Annotated in this window: 19 protein-coding genes; 15 read left to right on the top strand and 4 right to left on the bottom strand. The window is 58.9% G+C overall.

Annotated elements, in window-relative coordinates:
- Nucleotides 1-72 precede the first annotated feature (72 nt).
- A complete protein-coding gene (rimK, locus tag I6L33_RS06345) occupies nt 73-969 on the bottom strand; it encodes a 30S ribosomal protein S6--L-glutamate ligase (protein ID WP_016349212.1) in 897 nt (298 codons plus the stop codon).
- 225 nt (nt 970-1,194) lie between these two features.
- The gene (metH, locus tag I6L33_RS06340) at nt 1,195-4,878 is read right to left on the bottom strand and encodes a methionine synthase (protein ID WP_216973731.1); all 3,684 of its coding nucleotides are present in this window, start codon (nt 4,876-4,878) and stop codon (nt 1,195-1,197) included.
- Between the two features lie 203 nt (nt 4,879-5,081).
- Here metH and I6L33_RS06335 point away from each other — a divergent pair, with 203 nt between their 5' ends.
- From I6L33_RS06335 to I6L33_RS06295, 9 genes are all read left to right on the top strand, one after another.
- The gene (locus tag I6L33_RS06335) at nt 5,082-6,359 is read left to right on the top strand and encodes a sodium:proton antiporter (RefSeq protein WP_017785993.1); all 1,278 of its coding nucleotides are present in this window, start codon (nt 5,082-5,084) and stop codon (nt 6,357-6,359) included.
- Nucleotides 6,360-6,830: 471 nt separating this feature from the next.
- Entirely contained in the window at nt 6,831-7,007 is a 177-nt protein-coding gene (locus I6L33_RS06330) for a hypothetical protein (RefSeq protein ID WP_005308161.1), read from the top strand.
- Nucleotides 7,008-7,161: 154 nt separating this feature from the next.
- Entirely contained in the window at nt 7,162-8,397 is a 1,236-nt protein-coding gene (locus I6L33_RS06325) for a site-specific integrase (protein WP_216973730.1), read from the top strand.
- A gap of 2 nt (nt 8,398-8,399) precedes the next feature.
- Nucleotides 8,400-9,434 carry a hypothetical protein gene (locus I6L33_RS06320; RefSeq protein ID WP_216973729.1) on the top strand — a complete coding sequence of 345 codons (1,035 nt, stop codon included), beginning with the start codon at nt 8,400-8,402 and terminating at the stop codon, nt 9,432-9,434.
- Nucleotides 9,435-9,547: 113 nt separating this feature from the next.
- Nucleotides 9,548-9,733: an AlpA family transcriptional regulator gene (locus tag I6L33_RS22185; RefSeq protein WP_016349206.1), complete on the top strand. Its 186-nt coding sequence runs from the start codon at nt 9,548-9,550 to the stop codon at nt 9,731-9,733.
- The gene (locus tag I6L33_RS06310) at nt 9,733-9,957 is read left to right on the top strand and encodes an AlpA family transcriptional regulator (protein WP_016349205.1); all 225 of its coding nucleotides are present in this window, start codon (nt 9,733-9,735) and stop codon (nt 9,955-9,957) included. The genes I6L33_RS22185 and I6L33_RS06310 overlap by 1 nt, the downstream gene beginning before the upstream one ends.
- Before the next feature lie 275 nt (nt 9,958-10,232).
- On the top strand, nt 10,233-10,703 hold the full coding sequence (locus I6L33_RS06305) for an inovirus-type Gp2 protein (protein ID WP_254204962.1): 471 nt from the start codon (nt 10,233-10,235) through the stop codon (nt 10,701-10,703).
- 3 nt (nt 10,704-10,706) lie between these two features.
- The gene (locus I6L33_RS06300; protein ID WP_216973727.1) at nt 10,707-11,210 is read left to right on the top strand and encodes a hypothetical protein; all 504 of its coding nucleotides are present in this window, start codon (nt 10,707-10,709) and stop codon (nt 11,208-11,210) included.
- Nucleotides 11,211-11,572: 362 nt separating this feature from the next.
- Nucleotides 11,573-11,935 (top strand): 50S ribosome-binding protein YggL, encoded by a 363-nt coding sequence (locus I6L33_RS06295; RefSeq protein ID WP_216973726.1) that lies wholly within the window; start codon nt 11,573-11,575, stop codon nt 11,933-11,935.
- 37 nt (nt 11,936-11,972) lie between these two features.
- Here I6L33_RS06295 and I6L33_RS06290 read toward each other — a convergent pair whose 3' ends face one another.
- Nucleotides 11,973-12,584, bottom strand: coding sequence for a fimbrial protein (locus I6L33_RS06290; RefSeq protein WP_254204961.1), 612 nt, complete (start codon nt 12,582-12,584; stop codon nt 11,973-11,975).
- A gap of 364 nt (nt 12,585-12,948) precedes the next feature.
- Here I6L33_RS06290 and I6L33_RS06285 point away from each other — a divergent pair, with 364 nt between their 5' ends.
- Entirely contained in the window at nt 12,949-13,947 is a 999-nt protein-coding gene (locus tag I6L33_RS06285; protein ID WP_302054594.1) for an OmpA family protein, read from the top strand.
- A gap of 431 nt (nt 13,948-14,378) precedes the next feature.
- Here I6L33_RS06285 and I6L33_RS22000 read toward each other — a convergent pair whose 3' ends face one another.
- Complete coding sequence (locus I6L33_RS22000; protein WP_254204985.1) at nt 14,379-14,654, bottom strand: hypothetical protein; 276 nt, start codon at nt 14,652-14,654, stop codon at nt 14,379-14,381.
- Between I6L33_RS22000 and I6L33_RS06280 the strand changes: the two genes are divergently transcribed.
- The 5 genes from I6L33_RS06280 to I6L33_RS06260 all read left to right on the top strand — a co-directional run bounded on the left by I6L33_RS06280 (nt 14,544) and on the right by I6L33_RS06260 (nt 22,407).
- Entirely contained in the window at nt 14,544-17,069 is a 2,526-nt protein-coding gene (locus I6L33_RS06280) for a fimbria/pilus outer membrane usher protein (protein ID WP_254204975.1), read from the top strand. The two genes, I6L33_RS22000 and I6L33_RS06280, sit on opposite strands and share 111 nt — an antisense overlap.
- Nucleotides 17,070-17,102: 33 nt before the next feature.
- Nucleotides 17,103-17,846, top strand: a complete 744-nt coding sequence (locus tag I6L33_RS06275) for a fimbria/pilus periplasmic chaperone (protein WP_016349199.1) — start codon at nt 17,103-17,105, stop codon at nt 17,844-17,846.
- Nucleotides 17,847-17,857: 11 nt separating this feature from the next.
- On the top strand, nt 17,858-18,418 hold the full coding sequence (locus tag I6L33_RS06270; protein ID WP_016349198.1) for a fimbrial protein: 561 nt from the start codon (nt 17,858-17,860) through the stop codon (nt 18,416-18,418).
- Entirely contained in the window at nt 18,411-19,436 is a 1,026-nt protein-coding gene (locus I6L33_RS06265) for a reverse transcriptase domain-containing protein (protein WP_216973724.1), read from the top strand. Before I6L33_RS06270 ends, I6L33_RS06265 begins: the two co-directional genes overlap by 8 nt.
- A 2,398-nt stretch (nt 19,437-21,834) precedes the next feature.
- Nucleotides 21,835-22,407, top strand: coding sequence for a fimbrial protein (locus tag I6L33_RS06260; RefSeq protein ID WP_216973723.1), 573 nt, complete (start codon nt 21,835-21,837; stop codon nt 22,405-22,407).
- Nucleotides 22,408-22,539: the final 132 nt, after the last annotated feature.

The raw sequence follows: 22,539 nt of genomic DNA, 5'->3' as shown, positions 1-22,539 counted from the left end.
GTGGCACCCGCCAGATAACAACAGGGCGCCCGAAGGCGCCCTGTTTGCAATGCGTTGGCGGCAGGCTTGGCGTCACTCCGCCGGCTTGTGCTTGCGACTCGCCTTGAGCTCGAGAAACTCGATGATCTTGCCGGCCACGTCCTTGCCGGAGGCAGCCTCCACCCCTTGCAGGCCGGGGGAGGAATTGACCTCCAGCACCAGCGGGCCGCGGGCACTGCGCAGGATATCCACCCCGGCCACGTCCAGCCCCATGATCTTGGCGGCCTGCACCGCGGTGGCCCGCTCTTCCGGGCTTATCTTGATCGCCTCGGCGGTGCCGCCCCGATGCAGGTTGGAGCGAAACTCCCCCGGCTGGGCCTGGCGGCGCATGGCGGCCACCACCTTGCCGTTGACCACCAGACAGCGGATGTCGGCGCCGTTGGCCTCGCGGATGTACTCCTGCACCAGGATGTTGTTGTTGGTCTGGATGAAGGCCTCGATCACGCTCTCGGCGGCCTTCTGGGTCTCGCACAACACCACGCCGATCCCCTGGGTTCCCTCCAGCAGCTTCACCACCAGCGGCGCACCGCCCACCATGGTAATGAGGTCGGGCACGTCGTGGGTACTGTGGGCATAGCCGGTCACCGGCAAGCCGATGCCGTGGCGGGAGAGCAGCTGCATGGCCCGCAGCTTGTCGCGGGAGCGAGAGATGGCCACCGAGCTGTTGAGTGCCATGGTGTTCATCATCTCGAATTGGCGCAGCACGGCGGTGCCGTAGAAGGTGATGCTGGCCCCGATGCGCGGGATCACCGCATCATAGCTCTCCAGTTCCCGTCCTTCGTAGTGGATGGAGGGGTTGTGGGAGGCGATGTTCATGTAACAGCGCAGGGTGTCGAGCACCTCGACCTGATGACCGCGCGCCTGCGCCACCTCGACCAGACGGCGGGTGGAGTAGTTGTTGGGCTCACGGGATAAAATGGCGATCTTCATGACAATTCCGCTAGAAGGCAGTGCCTGGGCAGGATGGGGCGGGAGAGTATAAGGTGCCACAGCGCCAAGACAACGCCAATTGTTTCTCCTGACAACAAGACAAACCACACAGAAACGTGCGCTGCCATCCCGCTGTCACCCGCTTGTCAAACGACGGCACCAGACTGGTCTGTCTCCCGGGTCTGGATGCCGCCTCCTTCAGCGAGGATCAATCGGGCCGACGCCTCAGTGCAGGTTCGGCCCCAGCCAGCGTTCGGCCTCTGCCAGGGTCATCCCTTTGCGCACGGCGTAGTCCTCCACCTGGTCCCGCTGGATCTGGGCCACCGCGAAGTACTTGCTGTCGGGGTGGGAGAAGTACCAGCCGGACACCGCTGCCCCCGGCCACATGGCGTAGGACTCGGTGAGCTGCATGCCGATGGCCTGTTCCACGTCCAGCAGCTCCCAGATGCTCCCCTTCTCGGTGTGCTCCGGGCAGGCCGGGTAACCCGGCGCCGGGCGGATGCCACGATAGTTCTCGCGGATCAGCTCCTCGTTGGAGAGCGCCTCGTCCGGGGCATAGCCCCAGTGCACTTTGCGCACCTGCTCGTGCAGGTACTCGGCGAACGCCTCTGCCAGACGGTCGCACACCGCCTGAATGAGGATGGCGTTGTAGTCGTCGTGCTCGGCCTTGTAGGCTTTGGCGATGGCTTCTTCACCGATGCCGCCGGTCACCGCGAAAGCGCCGATCCAGTCGGGCTTGCCGCTCTCTTTCGGCGCCACATAGTCCGCCAGACAGTAGTTGGGGAAACCCTGCTTCTCGCTCTGCTGGCGCAGGTGGTGCAGCACTCTTTTCACTTCAGTGCGCGACTCGTCGGTGTAGACCTCGATGCTGTCCCCCACGGCGTTGGCCGGGAACAGGCCAATGATGCCGGCGCAGCGCACGCTCTGATCTTTCTCCAGCTGGTCCAGCATGGCGTTGGCGTCGGCAAAGAGGCGCGTCGCCTCCTCCCCCACCACTTCATCTTCCAGAATGCGGGGGAACTTGCCCGCCAGCTCCCAGCTGAGGAAAAATGGCGTCCAGTCGATGTAGGGGCGCAGCACCGAGATGGGCACGTTCTCGAACTTCTGCACGCCCGGCTCACGAGGCTTGGGCGGCTCATACCCCACCCAGTCCAGCTGATGGCGGTTGGCGCGGGCCTCCGCCAGCGTGATGGGGCGCGAGCGCGGCTGCTTGCGGGCGTGCTGCTCGCGGGCAATCTCGTACTCCTTGTCGATGCGGGCGACAAACGCCTCCTTGAGATCCGCACTTAATAGGCTCTGGGCCACCCCCACGGCGCGGGAGGCGTTGGAGACATAGACCACGGGCTCGGAGTAGTTCTGCTCTATCTTCACCGCGGTGTGGGCCTTGGAGGTGGTGGCGCCGCCGATGAGCAGCGGCAGCTTGAAGCCCTGGCGCTCCATCTCTTTCGCCACATGCACCATCTCGTCCAGCGACGGGGTGATGAGGCCCGACAGGCCTATAATGTCAGCCCCTACCTCCCGCGCCGTCTTGAGGATGGTCTCGCAAGGCACCATGACCCCGAGATCGATGATCTCGAAGTTGTTGCACTGCAGCACCACGCCGACGATGTTCTTACCGATGTCGTGCACGTCCCCCTTGACGGTGGCCAGCACGATTTTGCCGTTGCTGGAGCCGCCGGACTTCTCCGCCTCGATGTAGGGCTGCAGATAGGCCACCGCCCGCTTCATCACCCGCGCCGATTTCACCACCTGGGGCAGGAACATCTTGCCGGCGCCGAACAGATCACCCACCACGTTCATGCCGTCCATCAGCGGCCCCTCGATGACGTGCAGCGGCCGCTCGGCCCCGGCGCGCGCCTCTTCGGTGTCCTCCTCTATAAAGTCGGTGATGCCCTTGACCAGAGCGTGTTCCAGCCGCTTGCCCACCGGCCAGCTGCGCCACTCCTGCTCCCGCGGATCTTCCGCCTGAGCGCCGGCACCACGGTACTTCTCGGCGATGGCCAGCAGCTCTTCGGTGGCGTTGTCGTTGAGGTTGAGCACCACCGCCTCGACCTTCTCTTTCAGCTCGGCCGGGATGTCTTCATAGATGGCGAGCTGGCCGGCGTTGACGATCCCCATGTCCATGCCGTTCTTGATGGCGTGGTAGAGGAAGACGGCGTGGATCGCCTCGCGCACCGGCTCGTTGCCCCTAAACGAGAAGGAGACGTTGGAGACGCCACCGGAGATCATGGCGTGGGGCAGGTTATCCTTGATGTCCTTCACCGCATCGATGAAGTCCACCGCGTAGTTGTTGTGCTCGTCGATGCCGGTCGCCACCGCGAAGATGTTGGGGTCGAAGATGATGTCTTCCGGCGGGAAGCCCACCTGATCCACCAGGATGCGGTAGGCGCGCTGACAGATTTCGAACTTGCGGGCGCGGGTATCCGCCTGGCCCACCTCGTCGAACGCCATCACGATGACGGCGGCGCCGTAGCGGCGCAGCAGTTTCGCCTGCTCGATGAACTTGTCCACCCCCTCCTTCATGGAGATGGAGTTGACCACCGGCTTGCCCTGCACGCACTTGAGGCCCGCCTCCAGCACCTCCCACTTGGAGGAGTCGATCATCACCGGCACCCGGGCGATGTCCGGCTCGCCAGCGATGAGGTTCAGGAAGCGCACCATGGCCGCCTCGGCATCCAGCATCCCCTCATCCATGTTGATGTCGATGATCTGGGCGCCGTTTTCCACCTGCTGCTTGGCGACATCCAGGGCCTCGTCGTAGAGCCCCTCCTTGATGAGCCGCTTGAACTTGGCCGAGCCGGTGACGTTGGTGCGTTCCCCCACGTTCACGAACATGGATTCAGGGGTAATGATGAGGGGCTCCAGGCCCGACAACCGGCAGGCTACCGGCAGATCCGGCAGGGCGCGGGGCTTGATGCCCGCCACCGCATCCGCCATGGCGCGGATGTGGGCCGGGGTGGTGCCGCAGCAGCCGCCCACCAGGTTGAGAAAGCCGCTTTGCGCCCACTCGCGGATATGCTCCGCCATCTCGGCGGCGTCGAGGTCGTACTCGCCGAACGCATTCGGCAGGCCGGCGTTCGGGTGGGCGCTGACACAGGATTCGCTGATGCGGGAGAGCTCCTCCACGTACTGGCGCAGCTCGTCCGGGCCCAGCGCGCAGTTGAGGCCGAAGGAGACCGGTTTGACGTGGCGCAGCGAATGGTAGAAGGCCTCGGTAGTCTGGCCCGAGAGAGTGCGGCCGGAGGCGTCCGTGATGGTGCCGGAGATCATCACCGGCAGGCTGTAGCCCAGCTCCTCGAACACCAGATCCACCGCGAAGGCGGCCGCCTTGGCGTTGAGGGTATCGAAGATGGTCTCGATGAGGATGATGTCGGCGCCGCCCTCGATCAGGGCATGGGTCGATTCGGTGTAGGCGGCCACCAGCTGGTCATAGGTAACGTTGCGCTTGCCCGGATCGTTCACGTCCGGCGAGATGGAGGCGGTACGGTTGGTGGGCCCCAGCACCCCGGCCACGAAGCGCGGCTTGTGGGGCTCTTTGGCGGTCCACTCGTCCGCCACGGTGCGGGCCAGCCGGGCCGCCTCGCGGTTGATCTCGGCCGAGAGATCTTCCATCTCGTAGTCGGCCATGGCGATGCGGGTGGCGTTGAAGGTGTTGGTCTCGAGGATGTCGGCGCCGGCGGCACAGTACTGGTCGTGGATCTCGCGAATGACAGAGGGGCGACTCAGCACCAGCAGATCGTTGTTGCCCTTGATGTCGGTGTGCCAGTCGGCAAACCGCTCCCCCCGGTAGTCCGCCTCACCGAGCTTGTAGCCCTGGATCATGGTGCCCATGGCCCCGTCGATGATCAGGATCCGCTCCCTGAGACAGGCTTCCAGCTTGTTTGTCACATCCGACTTTTTGTTCGACACCGCTCGTTCCTCTTACATCCATGCAACTGCGTAACCAGCATCCTAACAGCAAACAAATCAAATGGAAATCTAGCCGTCTATCTGTCTATATTGGCGCTCTATATACTCACAAATGGGTAATGAGTAACATGTGACCCAAGAGTACCCTATGCCCGTCCTCAATAGGGATACGTGCTTGCTGTTTACTAAAGAGAAAAATAACTATGAGCGTCTACTACACACTCTGCTTCCTGGCAGCGTTGGCGATCTTTATCGCCTTTGCCAATCAGTATGTTGTGAAGATCCAGACCACCATCGCCATCACTGCGGGCTCCATGCTGATCTCCGCGCTGATGGTGCTGTTCGGTAAGCTGGGCTGGTTCAATCTGGAACCCCTGGCCGTCAAGACCATGGAGAGCATCGACTTCCAGAATTTCCTGCTGAAGGGGATCCTGGGCTTCCTGCTGTTCGCCGGTGGTCTCGGGATCAACCTGAAAGCCCTGCGCAGCCAGAAGTGGGAAATCACCATTCTGGCCATATTGGCGACCCTGCTCTCCACCTTCCTCATCGGCTATGGCTTCTGGTTCATCGCCAAGCTGCTGGGTTGGGACGTGCCGCTGGTCTACTGCATGTTGTTCGGTGCCCTGATCTCCCCCACCGACCCCATCGCCGTGCTGGCCATCGTCAAGAAGATGAAGGCACCACCCCAGATCGCCATCCAGATCGAGGGGGAGTCGCTGTTCAACGACGGTGTCGGGCTGGTGATCTTCGCCACCGTGTTTGCCGTGGCCTTTGGCGGCGTCGAGCCCACCTTCGGCAGCGTGGCCGGCCTGTTCCTGCATGAGGCCCTCGGCGGCATCCTGTTCGGTGCCGTGCTGGGTCTCATCGCTCACGTGATGATCAGCGCCACCGATGACGGCTCGCTGGAGCTGCTGCTGACCCTCTGCATCCCGACTGCCGGTTTCGCCTTCGCCAACATGATCGGCGTCTCCGGCGCTCTGGCCATGGTGGTGACCGGCATCATGATCGGCAACTGGACCCGTCACAGCGGCTTCTCCGAACAGAGCAGCCATCACCTGGATCACTTCTGGGAGTTGATGGACCAGTTCCTCAACGCCCTGCTGTTCCTGCTGATCGGTCTGGCGCTGGTGCTGCTGGATCTGGCCTGGCAAGACTGGATCCTGCTGGTCATCGCGGTGCCGCTCTGCCTGGCCGCCCGCTTCATCAGCGTGTCGCTGCCCTATGTGGCCTTCCGCAAGTTCCGCAGCTACAACACCTTCTCGGTGCGGATCCTCACCTGGGGCGGTCTGCGCGGCGGTCTGGCCATGGCCATGGCGCTGGCACTGCCGTCCGGCGTCATGATGCTGCCGGAGCACGGCGTCGACCTGCGCCAGGTCATCCTGGTGATGACCTACTCGGTGGTGATGTTCTCCATCGTGGTGCAGGGCATGACCATCACCCCGATGATCACCGCAGCCAAGAAGGCCTGCGGCGACTACTGAGCCGTCGGTTGAGGTCAACGGATGATGAAAAAAGGGCTCCTTCGGGAGCCCTTTTTGTGGCCGCCAGACGGCCGTGAAAGAAAAACTGCAAATAACTGTTTGCTTTTTACCCATAACGAGGAGAGAATGCGCGCCGGCTAGTTAATCAGCCCTGTTTATGTTTGCCCTGCAATGCTTCACCTCACGATGAATCCTGTCAGTACCCGCATAACCTTCTTCTGATTTACTCGCCCTGAGAACCGTTCAGGCTGTCCGCCTGCGTTGCCCGGCTCTCACGGTGCAGACCCGATCTGCCCACTCCCAAGTAGCATCATGCATCCGCGTGGTCCTTGGCGCATTCCTTGAAAGTGCAGACGCCCCTGAACCGGGCTGGGTATTCCTGCGCGCCCGTCAGCTTACAGCTGGCCGCGCCCATCGACCTGACATTTGCCAATACAAGGAGCAAAAACTTAATTTATATAGAGAAATACCATGATGAAAAGCGTACAAACTCGCAAACCCCTGCGTCGCAGCAAGCCCATCAACCTGCCCGTGCAAGAGCACGACTATGATGCGTTTCTGATCCAGTTCAGCACCCGTTTCAGCGGCGGCTTCGCCGTCTCCTGTGACGGCATTGCCGGCGAGTTCTCCATCGAAGAACTCAACTGACGTTTCGTTACGTCCAATTAAAACCCGCCTTGCCTACAAAAGCCCCATGATATATAAGGCCCACTGAGAATTCATGTCCCATCAGGTGATGGGAGGTGATACCAGTTAGGGATACATATGTGGGGTTTTTTATGGGGTTTTGTGGGGGTATAAAATGGCATTAGTGGTCACTGCACTCAGGAAAATGCTTGGCACCCCCCACGGCGGCAAGAAGCCCATCCGTAAAGTGGATCGCGGCGATGGACTGAATGCCTTCTGGCATCCAAGCGGGTCAGTCAGCTTTGTTTTCCGCTATCGCTTTAATGGGAAAAATCTGGAAGTGACCTTGGGGAAGTTCACCAACAACAGCGCAGGGATCGATATTGAAGAAGCCCGCAGGAAAACCGAGCAATGTAAAGGATGGCTAGCGGCCGGCCACAATCCAGCGTTGATGCTCAAACTGGCCAAAGAAGAACGACTGAAACCAGTCACGGTAGAAGATGCGATTTGTTATTGGCTGGATAACTACGCAGCTAAAAACAGAAAGAATGCCCCAAAGATCCGGCAACAATTCCAAAAATGGATCTTTCCCAAGATAGGCTATCTCCCACTCATCGATTGTGAGACCAGACACTGGCTGGTGGCTTTTGATGAATGCAACAAGCAGGTACCTGTTACCGCTGGCATGCTCTTCCAGATCTCCAAACAGGCGCTGAAGTATTGCCGTGTTCGATGCTATGCCGTCTCGAATGTACTCAATGACCTGACTATTGCAGATGTAGGTAAACGGGGTGGAAAAAGGGATCGCGTTCTGAGTCTTGCAGAAATCCACGCTCTGATGGAATGGATCCAAAGCCCCTCCTCCAACACCTACTATCGTGCACTATCTCTCTTGCTACTATCTTTCGGAGCAAGAACACGTGAAGTGCGGGAATCCCATATAACAGAGTGGGATCTAGCCGCAGGGATATGGACCGTTCCTATCGAACATTCAAAAACGGACCACAAAATTGTCCGCGCCATACCTGAGCGACTCAAACCGATGCTCGCCGAACTTATCGCAACCGCAAAAAAGAACAAAACGTCCTATCTTCTCGGCCAGCTAAAGAAAGTGAGCACGGTGGCGACCTACGGCCACAAGTTGTCAGTAAGACTTGGACATAGCCCTTTCTGGACCTTCCACGATTTACGACGCTCTCTTGCAACCCATCTCACAACTGCTGGGATCGCCCCACATGTGATCGAAATCATTGCCGGCCATAGTCTAAAGGGAGTCATGAGTCATTATATTCACGACCACCGGCTATCAGAACAAAAAGCCACCCTTGAGCTCTGGCAGTCAATAATCTGGAACTCCACCGCCAGCAGCAATATCATCCACTTAAATAAGGCTGCAGGGCGACATCAATAGCTATGAAGAGATGCGATTTACCGGACACCGACTACCTCAAGATTACCAAGGCAGCCAGCGAACTGGGTTGCAAGGTGGAAGACATAATCCATTGGGCTGCCAATCAAAAGACCACGCTCTATTTGATGCTAGAAGAGTCAGAATGTGCCGTTATCATACGCAACCTGACCCCAGCACAGCCAAATGATGCTTTCGACAAGCAGGTGGGAGCTCAGGACCGGTTGGTCAATGCGACGTTGAAGATCACTCAGGGTGAATTTGGGCTGGCACGACTCCACTTTAATGATGTGCGTCCAGGCAAACTGTTTGGTGGCGTCCCCATGTTTTACCGCTTCAGTTACGGTGGGGTTACCTATCCATTGACCTTGATGGCCAAAGCATCCGGACTCTGGACTGTGGGCCACAGTTTTGCCAAGCAGTTGGAAACTCATGGGGTGGTGGAGTTTCGCTCCTTCTTTGTGGCGCACGGTTATCTGCTCACCCTCGACAATCCCATTGATGGCTTTCAAGTCTCCATTGTGCCAGTGACCTCTGCCAAGAACCCCGAGGTACCAGATTGCCGTGTATTGCCCGAGCACTTGTGGTTGACTCAGGAGAGCATGAAGCAACTAGTACGCAACACGGCCCGGCATTCATCCAGTTCGGGCTCTAGCGCCCTCGAAAAGTCCCCAAGATATTCCACCAAAAAACATGCCATGCTCATCTTCCTGACGGAATTGCTGGTGGAGCATGATGACGCGCTGGCAACCATCGCCGTTGAACGCAATAACCTCACATCCTCTCACTATCACCAACTTGTCATTAAACTCTGTCAGGCCCTGCAGTGCCCTGATAAGGAACTGATCCGGCAGCTTATAAAACGGTGTGCTCACACCTCGGCAGGTTTTCTCTTTCTGACTAACAAGCCGTTCGAGGAGTGGTCGAATACCGCAATTGCAGAAGCGATTCAAACGCTGATGTGCTCAAGGTCGCGGGACCAAATACAGAGCCAGTTGGCTAATGTCGACAAAAATACCATCCAGAATTGGCTAAATTAACGCCGAACACGGTGAGTTAACCTAACTCACCGTGATTTAGCCTTTGCTCACCTCACATCTCAGAATAAATCCGGGAAGATGCACTCATCAAATCCAATGAGACGAGGTGAACCATGACTTCTCAAAAAATACTTTCCATTACAACAGTTTGTGATCTTGTCGGACGTAATCGCCGCACTCTGTGGGCATGGGTTCGTGACGGGGTTTTTCCCGAACCCATCAAGATCCATGGCAAAACAGTCGGCTGGCCAGAGTCGGTATACCAACAATGGCTCGCAGAGTTGATGGAGAGCAAGTGATGGCCAAATCTCCCTTCAGCTATCGTTCGTTGGCGGCGGCAGACAGCGGAACGCTGCAACCCATTCTCAAACACAAAGACCTGCAGCGAGTGCTGGGGTGCTCCAGAACGACGATCTACCGGTGGCTCGCTTTGGCCAAGCTCCCGGCACCGCTCAAACATAGCAACGGACGGATCATGGGGTGGACAAGGCAGCAAATTGAAGCACTGTTAACAGTGGATTGAAGAATAAATGGGGGCAGCAGCCTCCTTTATTTGGCACCGAATGTAACAAACTGGCACATCATTCCCGATTTTCTCCAAGGCCTAGTCTCTACTTGCAGAGCACCCCGCCCACAAGTGGCGGGGGTTAACTGCGCCCAGCCGCCATCACTGCTTCAGGATATTGATAATATATGCCCGGTATTAATAATGATTCTTCTTTGACTCTTCCCCTGAACTATGAGTACCAAGGCCATGCTTGGGCGGTCATGAACAACATACGTATCAGGCGGGATATCATGGATGGCATCTTCCGATTACTGGAAAGATTCTTTAGCAAGACCAGCAAGTTGCTGGCCATCCGCCTGGAGCTGAAGATGCAACAGGGCACAGACAACAATCAACCCATCAGTCGGTTCTGCAGACAGTTCAAATCAACACTGATCCAGCACTACGGCCCCTGTTATCACGGTTACATCTGGGTCAGAGAGAAAGCCAAATCCGCAGCCCAACACTACCATTTGGCTCTGCTGCTGGACGGACAAAAGGTCAAGCACTCTGACAATGTCTACCGGTTAGCCAAAGCAGAATGGACATATGGCTACCTAGCCCTGCCGATGAATCCCTTTTACTTCGTCCACCGTGATCGCCTGGATGAACATAGATTGCTTGTCTACCGCTTGAGCTATTTGGCCAAAACCAAAGACAAGGGAAAGCGGCCAGCAGCGGTCAAGGACTACCAAATCAGTCGCAGTATCAGGAAGCAATGAACGATGAAAAGCCGAATTTATGCACCCAGCATACCAACCAGGATCAGGCAGCCGAATGAAATGGGACTATTGGAGCGCAAGCGATTCTGGCGCCATCATCAGGAGAACTTTGCCACTCTGGTGCTGCTACAAGGTATCAGCATCAAGGCCTATGCAGAGCTATATCGGCTTGATTTGAGACTCGCCTATGTAAAGTTCCGGGAGCTGGGCAGTGCAGATCTGAGACGACGCTTCTGGGAACGGCACCGTCAACAATACCAATCAGAACGGGCTGAAAACGGCTTGTCGGTCGAGGCCTATATAAAAACGCATAAGCTGCATCATAAGACAGCAAGACTGGAGTTGAAGCGACTGCCTATGAGTGAAGAGTGGAAGACCCACTGCCGACGCTATGCATTGCAGTCAGAACGTAAACACATAACCATTGCTCAATACGCAGTAGAGCACGGACTGAATCCCTCGACTGCGCGTCGCTACATACGAAAAACGGGCACATCTACCTTGTGAAAATGCCAAAGGTCCATCCCTCTGGCTTGCGTATATGAAAGCGATCATTTTGGATCAGAAGCCAAGGTCAGAAACTACCTGTAAAAAATTACCAAACAAATAAAAACCATTAAATATCAACATCATAAAAACACACCAATGATCCTTTTGCCTTCCAGATATGAAATGGCCAGGGAAAATGATCCTGCGAATCCCAGGGCCCGATGACAGGTAACCCAGACCCACTGGCAAGCAGGCACTGGATTGCATCATAGCCATTCCTGTAGAGTAGTCCTTTGATACTCCAGACATTTCTCCCCACTGACCTCAGGGGACAGTTTGGAACTGTTTCCTGAGCCAGGCACCATGAGTCGAGGATCGACATGACATTTCAACCCTCTGAGTTGAGGAAAAAACGCTCCCGCCGCTTACGCAAGAAACTGCATCTCGATGAATTTCAGGAGTTGGGCTTACACCTCGTTTTCACCATAAAGCCATCACAGGTCGATTTTGAGGAGGCACTGGATCGTTGGTTGGAGTATATCGAGCCCCAGGGCTGGATATTTGGTGGTGGCGGTTCTTTATCGGGTCATGAGATCAGCGGCTATCTCTGTCAATCGGCGAAAGGCTCACTGACTGAATCGGATCGTAAAGAGGTAGCCAATTGGCTGACCGCCCAACCTTGGGTGATTGAACATAGGCTGGCACCACTGAGCGATGCCTGGTATGGCCCCTGGGAGGAGTGAACGGGCAGCCACGTGGCCGCCCGATGAAGGTGATGGATTACTGATAATTCATGACAAAGTCTGCCGCGGCATCAAACTCACCCGGCACGGGCGGGTTGCTGCCATCGGCGGCAACGGTACTGACCACCTTGGCACCAAACTTCAGGTGGTTGTCGCCATTGACCAAACTGGACACCTTGGTCGGCGTACCCAATACAATCTCTTCCCCTGACTGCTTGTTGACCAGAGCAATCGCACCACCAGACCCCCCACCGTTCAATGCCAGCGCATGCTTGGTGTCATCAGACGGGATCCCGGAGAAGGTCACGGTCGCACTGGCTGCAGTGGTGAAATCGCAGGCTTCCAGGTGGATCTCGAACGGCCGCAGCGGGGTGGAACCCTGCTTTTTGAGTAGCGAGTTGGCGATCTCCCCCATCTGCACGGTCTGATCCACGCTTTCAGGCGCGATGGAGCAGGGGGCGTCGATAATGGCACCCACAAACTTGATGGTGCCATGGCCCTGATCCTGAGGAGAAGACGCAGCTGGACTGGATGGCCCCAAATCACTCCAACCACCGTCATCCTCTGCACAGGCAAGAGCAGCATAACCCCCCGATACCATTGCCACCGTCAAGGCAGTGACCAAACGCAAGTTCGATATTTTCTTCATACTGCAAACCTCATTTTCCAATTATCGAGCATTGATCATATATAGAATCAAAGGAATCCGACAAATATGAAAAAATACCTTTAAAGTCATATACTAGCCGCCCATATAAAACCAACCCGCTGATTTGCCCCTACCCTTGTGAAATAACAAATATTAATTTTAAATAATTTGACTATCTCATCTTGCAGGCTACTGTTCTCCACGTGCTCTCCAAGCTGCCTTATTAACCCGAGCTTCGTACTGAATGGCTCACTTTTGGCTTGGCGCCAGCTTGCAACAAAACAATAAAACCAGAAATTAAAATATGAGGATGTCATCCATGATATTTGGACAAAAGAGGCTTGCCATTGTCGTAAGCAGTTTGATGCTGGGTCTTGGTACCGGTTCTGCCAATGCTGCCGAGAACGGTGACTCGGCCGATCTCTATTTCGGTGCCGGTGCCGGCTTCACCCACTTTCAAGGCCTGAACAAAATCAATGGTGTCGAAAACGGCACCGAAGATGCCACTGCCGCCAACGCCTTTGCGGGTTACAACCTTAACGACTATCTGGGTGCCGAACTGGGCTACATCTACGCCGGCCGTGGCAACACCGATGGCAACCGCTTTGAAAATCAGGGCGGCTCTCTCTCCCTGATCGGCCGTGTTCCGCTGGCCACAGACCTGAGTCTGTTCGGTGAGGTCGGTGGTTACTGGGCCCACACCGACGGGCTGGGTACCAAGGACACCAAGGTCTCCTCCCTGTTTGGCGCCGGCCTGACCTATCAACTGACCGATGCGCTGGATCTGCAGGCCCGTTGGCGTTACATCACTGATGTCGCAGACCTGCACAGCAGTGACTACCACACCAGCACCAAACCCAACCAGAACATGACCACGCTGGAGCTGGTCTACCACCCCTTCCGCTCCAGCTATGTTGAGCCGGTCGCGGTAGAGCGCCCCATTCCGGCGCCGGAACCCGTCATGGTCGACAAGACCTTCGAACTGAGCTCTGACGTGCTGTTTGCCTTTGGCAAGGCAGACCTGAAGGAAGAGGGCTTGCAGACCCTGGACAAGCTCTACCAGGACCTGGCCAACGCCCGTCCCAAAGAGGGTGAAGCCATCGTGATCGGCTATACCGACCGCATCGGCTCGGCCAAGGTGAACCAGCGCCTCTCCGAGGCCCGCGCCCGGGCAGTGGCTGATTTCCTGGTCTCCCAGGGGCTGCCGGCCAGCAAAATCCGGGTTGAGGGACGTGGCGCCGATGACTCGCTCACCGGCACTCAGTGCGATGGCATCAAATCCAAAGCAAAACGCATTCAATGCCTGGCGCCGGACCGTCGGGTAGAAGTACGACTGACCGGGATCAAGTCAGTACAAGCGTGATGATATCAAGGAAGCTGTATTGGGCAGGGATGCCCACCTATTTCCCATATCAGCCCTGTTATATCTCCCCATAATATTTCAGTGTCGCTTATCGTTAATCACTCATGCTCTATCGGCACACACATCTCCATCCGGATAATTAGCTCATTTTCTCTTCGGCGATCAACCCTGGTTCCACATCCATTATCCGCGCCACGCTTTGCCTGACTGCTCTAAAAACCACCAGAAATGGCCTGCCAGACCCGATTTCAGGCGACCCAACACCTGATGAGAACAAAGCTCAACACATTGATTACTAACGGATAATACCGGAATTATCTGTAACTAGCCAAAGCAGGTTCCAGCTCGATACCATGTGCTGGCCAATCGGGGGAATCATTGCGCTGGGCGATATCTGCGGCCAGGAAACTAGGTGGTGCCAGTTTCTCATTTCATCCCTCTGAATATAAAAAACGCGCCTGACCCGGCGTCAGCGCGGCTTTTTTTTTGAAAGGTTGTCGATCATCACAACCGTGTGGCAGGCAGTTCAGCCCCGGCCCCTTACAGACAGTGACGATATTGATATGAAACAACGCATTGCAATATTGATAATCCACTTGCTTGGTACCTTTGCCATTCAGGCAGCCCCTGCCAGCGGCATCGATTTCAATACCGATTTGCTGGATGTAGCCGATCGCGAAAATATCGACTTCGAACAATTCACTCACGTCGGCTATATCGTTCCCGGCAAATATACAATGCAGGTAAATATCAACGATCGTTCACTGGGCGAGCGCGAAATCACGGTGAAAAGTGATGCGGATGGCGCGTCCATAAGTTGTATTCCGAAAACACTGCTGGAAGAGTTCGGCCTCAAGGAGAGCGCCCTGCAAAAAGTATTGCGGGCAAATACCGACATGCAGTGCATCAATCTCGATGTGCTGGAAGGGAGCGCGCTGCGTCCGGATATCAGCAGTTACACCCTCACCATCTCAATTCCGCAAACCAACCTGGAATATATCGACGACAACTGGGAACCCATCAGCCGCTGGGATAACGGCATCAACGGTTTTATGCTCGATTACGGCATCAACCTGCAACATGCGACCAGCTCCGAGCAGTGGGAGAATAATACCAACGCCAGTGCCTACGGCGTGCTGGGGGCCAACTATGGTGCCTGGCGCGTGCGGGCCGACTGGCAGGCGCAATATCAGAGCAATCGTGGCTGGCATACCCAGAAACCGTCTCAGGATGAAGACCAGCAGGATCAGGATGAACCGCAGGATCCCACCCATCCGAAACAGGTGAAAGAGACCCACCAGCAACACTCTGCCGACGTGACCCGGGTCTACGCCTATCGCCCGCTCCCGTCCCGCGAGGAGAAGCTGATGGTGGGGGAGCTGGATCTTGGCAACTCCATCTTCGACTCGTTCCGCTTCACCGGGCTCACGCTAGCCTCGGATGACAACATGCTCCCCCCCAACCTGCGTGGCTATGCCCCCGAAGTGGTCGGTATCGCCAAAACCAACGCCAAAGTGGTCATCAGCCAGGGGGGACGCGTTCTCTACGAGACCCAGGTCGCGGCCGGTCCCTTCCGAATCCAGGATCTCAACTCGGCCACCAGCGGCGAGCTGGACGTGCGGGTAGAGGAACAGGATGGCTCCTTGCAAACCTTCAAGGTCAATACCGCCGCCATCCCCTATCTGTCGCGCCCGGGCTCGGTACGCTACAAGTTTGCCAGCGGCAAGCCCTCCAACCTCGACCACAGCCTGGAAGGGCCGCTGTTTGTCAGCGGCGAAGCCTCCTGGGGGGTCAACAATGGCTGGTCCCTCTTCGGCGGCGCCCTGGTGAGCGACGGCTATGCCGCGCTAACTGTGGGTACGGGCCGGGACCTGCTGCAATTTGGAGCCATCTCGTTCGACATGACGGAGTCGCGGGCCGAATTGCCCGAGAAGGGCATCAAGCACGGCGGCTCCTATCGGGTCAACTACTCCAAGAGCTTCGACAAATACGACAGCCAGGTGGCGTTTGCCGGTTACCGCTTCTCGGAGCGCGACTTCATGACCATGAGCGACTACCTGAGCGCCAAAGACGAGAGCCAGGCCTACTACCAGGGGGGCTCGAAAGAGATGTACTCGGTCATTCTGAGCAAGCAGTTTCGCAACCAGAATATCGGCGCCTACTTCGACTACACCCACCAGTCCTACTGGCTGAAGCCGGACAGTGAACGCATCAGCCTGGCCCTCTCCCACCAGTTCGATGTGAAGGATTGGCGCGGCCTGGGGCTGACGGTGAACGCCTACCGCCAAACCCAGTGGGAGAACGCCGATACCGGTATGTACCTCTCCCTCTCGGTGCCGCTCGGCGGGGGCAGTCACCTCGGTTACAGCCTCTCGTCGCAAAACGACACCCTGACTCACAGCGCCAACTACTACAACACCCTGGACGAGCGCAACAACTACTCCCTCTCGGCCAGCACCTCGCCCCGTGGGGAGAGCCTGAGCGGCTTCTACTCCCATACCGCCGACAAGGCGCAGCTGTCGGTCAATGCCAGCGAGCAGAACGGCGGCAAAAACCTGAGTGCGGGCCTCTCCGTGCAGGGGGGCATCACCGCCACCGCGCAGGGCACCGCCCTGCACCGGGTCGGCATGATGGGGGGCAGTCGCCTGCTGGTGGATGCCGATGGCGCCGAAGGGGTGCCGATCCATGCCGGCGGCCCCGTCACCACCACGGATCGCCACGGCAAGGCGGTGGTGGCCGATCTCACCAGCTACTACCGGCAGCGCACCAGCATAGATGTGGATCGGCTCGGCGACGAGGTCGAACCCATCGGCTCCCCCGTGGCCAGCCGCACCCTCACCGAAGGGGCCATCGGCTACCAGCACTTCGATGTGCTGGCGGGGGGCAAGCGGCTGCTCGCCTTCCGGCTCCAGAGCGGCAAGACGCCCCCCTTCGCCGCTGTGGTGGAGAACCGACAGCAGTTGCGACTGGGGATGCTGAGCGACGACGGCATGGCCTATCTGGCGGGGCTGCACGCCGGCGAGCCGATCTTCATCCGCTGGGGCGACCATGCCCACTGCCAGGCAGTGCTGCCAAACCCGCTGCCGGCGGAGGACGAGCTGCCCACCCTGAGCTGTCACTGAGACCCGTTTTACTGACCAACACGAGATCCGACGATGAAACTGATGCAACACGCCCTGCTGGCCTTCGCCCTGGTGGCCGCCCTGCCCACTCAGGCCGCCGTGGCCCTGGATCGCACCCGGGTGATCTACACCGGCGATAGCAAGTCCCAGAGCCTCAACATCCGCAACCACAACAAGGAGCTGCCCTATCTGGCCCAGGCCTGGATGGAAGATGCCATGGGCCGCAAGATTTCAAGCCCCTTCGTGGTGCTGCCCCCGGTGCAGCGGCTGGAGCCGGGCGCCGACAGCATGCTGAAGGTGCAGGCCACCCAGGCGAGCCACCTGCTGCCCCAGGATCGGGAGAGCCTGTTCTACTTCAACCTGCGGGAGATCCCGCCGCGCAGCGACAAACCCAACTCCCTGCAGCTGGCGCTGCAGACCCGCATCAAGTTCTTCTACCGGCCGCAGTCGCTGGTGGTGGAGCCGGAGGCCCATGTCGCCCCCTGGCAGCAGCAGCTCAAGCTGACCCCGACCCAGGGGCACTACCGGGTGGAGAACCCCACTCCCTACTTCATCACCCTGGTCGATGCCGCCGGCAAGGCCGATGACGAAGGGCAGGCCGACTTCACCCCCCTGATGCTGGCCCCGTTTGGTCAGGGTGAGCTCAATCTCGGGGTTGCCCGGCTCGGCAACACGCCGACCCTCACCTATGTCGATGACTTCGGCGGGCGCCGCCCGCTCCACTTTCGCTGCACCGATCAGCACTGCAGCCTGACCAGCGCCGACAAAGCGGCCTGAAGGAGGTAACGATGAACCCCATGATCCACAAGGCCCGCGGCCTGCCAGCCCTGATCTGCCTCGCCTGGCTGGGGCTGCTGCCGGCCCGCGCCTGGGCTGACGGCTACGACTCGGTGCAGCTGACCATCACCGGCACCCTGGTCTCGGTGCCCTGCACCATCCCCCCGGCGGATGCGAACATCAGCCTGGATCTGGGTACCGTGGTCAACAAGGATCTGCTGCGGGACAAACGCTCCAAACCCAAGGGGTTTGTGCTGCACCTGGAAGAGTGCGATCCCTCGGTGGCCAAGGGGGTCAAGGTCACCTTCAGCGGCACCGCCTCCAGCGAGGACAAGAACCTGCTGAGCCTGGCCAAGGGCAGCGCCGCCGCCGGCATCGCCCTCGGCATAGTCCAGGGCAAGGATAGCCCCAAGGATCTGCCGCTGGGCCAGGCCAGCAGCAAACAGACCCTGCAAACCGGCAAGAACCAGCTCGATTTCGGGGTCTACGTCGCGCTGCTGAAATCGGGGGAGAAAAAGCTCACCCCCGGCACCTTCAGCGCCCAGTCAACCCTCAAGCTGACCTATGAATAGCCGCTATCCCGAACTCGCACCGGCGCAGGCCTGGCAACTTGCCTATCAGTGGCTCTGCCAGCGGCGGCGCCACTACCCGGCCAACGCCGATATCTGGCACCTGCGCTTTCACTGGCCAGCGCGCGCGACCACCCTGTTTGCCCGGGTGATGGCGGGGCACTATCGGCTCAGCCCCATGCAGCTGCTGGGGGGCCACACCATCTGGTCGGCAGAAGATGCGCTGGTGCTGAAATGGGTGGCGCTGCGGGTCGCCCCACGGCTCCCCTGGCACCCGGCCTGCGAACATGGCCGCGGCATGGGAGTGGTGGCCTCCCGCCGCCGGCTGCACGACTTTTTGCAAGGGGCCGGGGGCAGCCACCCCTATGTGCTGCGCACCGATATTCGCGGCTACTACCAGCATATCGACCGGGCACGGGTGCTCAGCCGGCTGGTGGCACCGCTGCCCTGCCCCGTCTGCCGCGAGCTGATGCGCCAATACCTCTATTACAGCGTCGAGTGCGGCGGCGAGTTTCATACCCCCGGCGGGGGGATCAGCCGCGGCTGCGCGCTAAGCCCGCTGATCGGCGCCAGCCTGCTGTGGCATATCGATGCGGACTTTGCCGCCAGGGGGGAGTTCTATTACGCCCGCTATATGGACGACTTTATCGTGCTGGCCCGCACCCGCTGGCGCCTGCGCGATGCCGTGCGCCGTCTCAATGGCTATCTGGCCGCCGACGGCTTTAGCCAGCACCCCGCCAAGACCTGGATTGGCCGCCTGGATCGCGGCATCGACTGGCTGGGTGGCTGGTATACCACGCAGGGCCGGGTCGGCATCGCCCCCAACGCCCTGCAACGCTATCGAACCAAGTCCCTGCGGCTTTATGAGCAGACCCTGCGTGCCGGCAACCCGGAAGCCGAGTGCCAACGCAGGGTGCGGGGGTATTTTATGAGGTGTCGGGGTGCTGTGGGCCGCCGGCCTCGCCGTCGGGGCGCCATGTCGCCCCCCCCAAACAACCGAACCATAAAGGACCGACAATGACCCCCCCGACAATAACAAGCCGACCGCACCGCCACCATCGCCAAGCCCCAAACCTAATGACCGGCGTCTTGCTAGCCACTCTATCGTCCCTGTCGGGCCCCGTACACGCGGTCGTCGTTCCCCACGCCACCAACCTAGCTCTAATGCAAAACTGGTGCAATGAATGGTCCGGCAACGTCACCTTTACCGCCGAGCCGCCCTCGGCCGAAGACGACGTCTTGATCCGCTCAAACTCACACTACGATTATGGGCACCTTCATTCTGGCGACGCAGGCTTCACATACTCAACGAACTACACCTTCTCGAGTGACGACTACAACAACAGAGTCGCCCAAATAAACCAACTCGTGTTCAACACATCCACACCAGCCCCGGGGGCAACGGCGAACTTCTACATGCATCACTCGGGAGGGTGCGCAACGGGAACCGGAGGATACGAATGCGTGGGAGTCTTCGTATCCAACACATCTGACAACATCCTGCCTGCCGGTGTCGAACCGCTCACGCTGGGGAGGTGCATCCGCGTTCCCGACCGGAACGGTTCCTGTTGGTTTAATGCGAGGACCCTCAACAAGGACGTGGGAACAATAACTGCTGAGGGGGCGTCCTCTCGCCTTGACCTGCAATATCAGTGCAGCGGGACGGCTCCTGATTACCGACTCAGTCTCCAGGGAGGGGGGTCGAGTGTGCGAGACAGTGGAGCGGGGGTATCGGTCGCAATAAAAGTACGTGGGGTCCAGCTGCCCTTCACAATCGCCAAACCCGGGGCTGGAATAGGCAGCATTCCGTTGGAACTAACCACCGCCGCAGACCCAAGCTCGAGTGGGAAGTTTTCAGCGTCAGGAGTGCTGATACTAGAACCCAATTGATCGGTGCTGAAGTCTGAGGGTGGAGTAGAGGAAGCCGCCCGATAGTAACGGGTTGACGGAAACCCGGTGGCTGCGGCCAGTCAGGAAGCTCGGAGGGGGGCGTGTCGGCCGTCAGAGGCTACGGGGACTCGCCCCCAACGCGCGGCCGACCTAGGGGCACGTCTCGCCCTCCCTAGGACGTGGGCAAGCAACCACCCCGGGGTAAACTGGGTGCCCCTCACCGAAGGGAGATCCATAGGCCTAGGCCGGTCGGGACCACGCAGGACCAGCTATTTACCTCCCGAGGACCAGGAGCAGCAGCCGACTGCTCGGCGCAGACTACCAGGCCCGACTGCACCCACAGCTGCGGTCGGGGGGCGACAGGTGTGGTGAAAGGCGTACTGCAAGCCGGCAAGACAAACCGTGGCCTCAGGCACCCGTGCCCTCGCCCAACCAATCGCATCTCCTCCACCAGAACGAGCTCGTACGAGCCCCAATCGACAGTATCACCCCACCCCACCTTAGCACCGGAAGCAGAGGTGAGCGAACCCACACAGCCCCGCCCTGCCGCAAGCTCCGCGCGCAGAAACTAAACGGCCTGGCGGCGTGGCCACCCGGGCGGGCGACACGGCTCGGCTACATCCACCCGATCGGCGCAATTCCAGACGCACCAGTGAGGCCACGAGGTTCGCGTGATCCAGAGGATGACCGCGACCAGACTGCCCGCACCTGTCCGAACCGAGTGGAAGCACTTGCGCTTCCCCCGTGCCACTCAACTGGGAGCCAGCGACCGACCCCATGCTAGGATCCCCCGGCTCTATCAACGGCATCCCGCCGGGCACTACCCCGAAGCGCCTGGATCCTCCAGGAGGTGGAGGGGTCCGGTGACGCCATCAACTCTGATAACTGGCACGACGGTGAAAGGGACGGGTCGCCACCCCTGAACCGCACGGGATCACGTCTGGCCTATAGGGACAACCTCACCGCAGTCCGACTCAAAGGAGATCAGGGACGGGGTATGGGGATAAGAGTCGGTGCCGGGTGAGTTGGGGGCGACCGCCGGCTTCATCGTGACGTCCCAGAAACGCTGGGAGACCAACGGGTCGCGGCCCCGGCCACGGGAGTGCCCGCCCGCTATGCCGTAGCGCGGCACCCCGTGCTGGCCCCCTGACTCCCGCGCCTCACGCCCGCAACTCGCAACGCACTGGATCACGCGCTGCGAAGCTTACAGGACCATGCCGCTGATATTAGACCGTCTGCCGTGGCACGGGATATGGTTCCATTTGGTCGCCACCAGCGTAGAACCAGCCGCAGACTGCAACCGACCGGCCCCCACTTACGCACACCAAAACAAGAGGTCAAGGCATTGATATAAAAGGGATATAAAAGAAATTTTTGATAACTGGGAGCAGGCGACTATAAGGGGTAGCATGCCTTGGTCGACAGCACCAGGTGAGTCGGTTTGCGCCAACATGGGGCTCCCTTTCTCCTGACTGACCAGCTCGCTGTCGTTATGCATACTCTCAACGAAACGAAACAAGGTAACCAATATGAAACCCATGAATTCCGCCCGCTGGGGGCTGTCGGCGCTCGCCCTCTCCCTCGCGCTGAGCACTGGTACCGCCTTTGCCGAAGATACTCCAACCGAAAAACCGCCCGTGGATCAGGGTCACGGCACCATCAAGTTTATCGGCGCCATTATCGACGCCCCCTGCTCCATCGCCCCGGAGAGCGTGGACCAGACCATCCAGATGGGGGAGATCGCCAACTCGCTGCTGAACAAGCAGGGCTCCACTCCGCTGCGCCCGTTCGAGATCCACCTGGAAGCCTGTGACTTCGCCACCGCCAGCGACGCCACCGTCACCTTCAACGGCATCCCGGCCGACACCGCCAAGAAGAGCCTGGCCCTTAACGGCGGCGGCTCCGGTGGCGCCATCTCCCTGGTCAACAAGCAAAATGGGGAAGAGATCGTGCTCGGCACTCCGACCAAGGTGGCCAGCCTGGTCAATGGCGACAACCACCTGAAGTTTGGTGCCAAGGTGATCAGTACCGTGGCTCAAGGTGGCAAGGCGGTGCCGGGTGAATTCGATGCCTCCGCCGACTTTATCATGACCTACCAGTAATCCTTCGCAGATAACCTGACTCCGCAACCAAGGCAAACGGAATTGCCTTGCCATTGGGCCTTATCCGCCGGGCCCTGACCCGGAACGCCCTCCAACTCCACCCGATGGCTGTGGCCCCCCTCCTTGTTCCTC

It is taken from the genome of Aeromonas sp. FDAARGOS 1403 (genome assembly GCF_019047325.1).
Lineage (GTDB): Bacteria > Pseudomonadota > Gammaproteobacteria > Enterobacterales > Aeromonadaceae > Aeromonas > Aeromonas dhakensis.
Note: the sequence above shows the minus strand (reverse complement) of the source record. Positions and strands in the feature narration are given on the sequence as shown.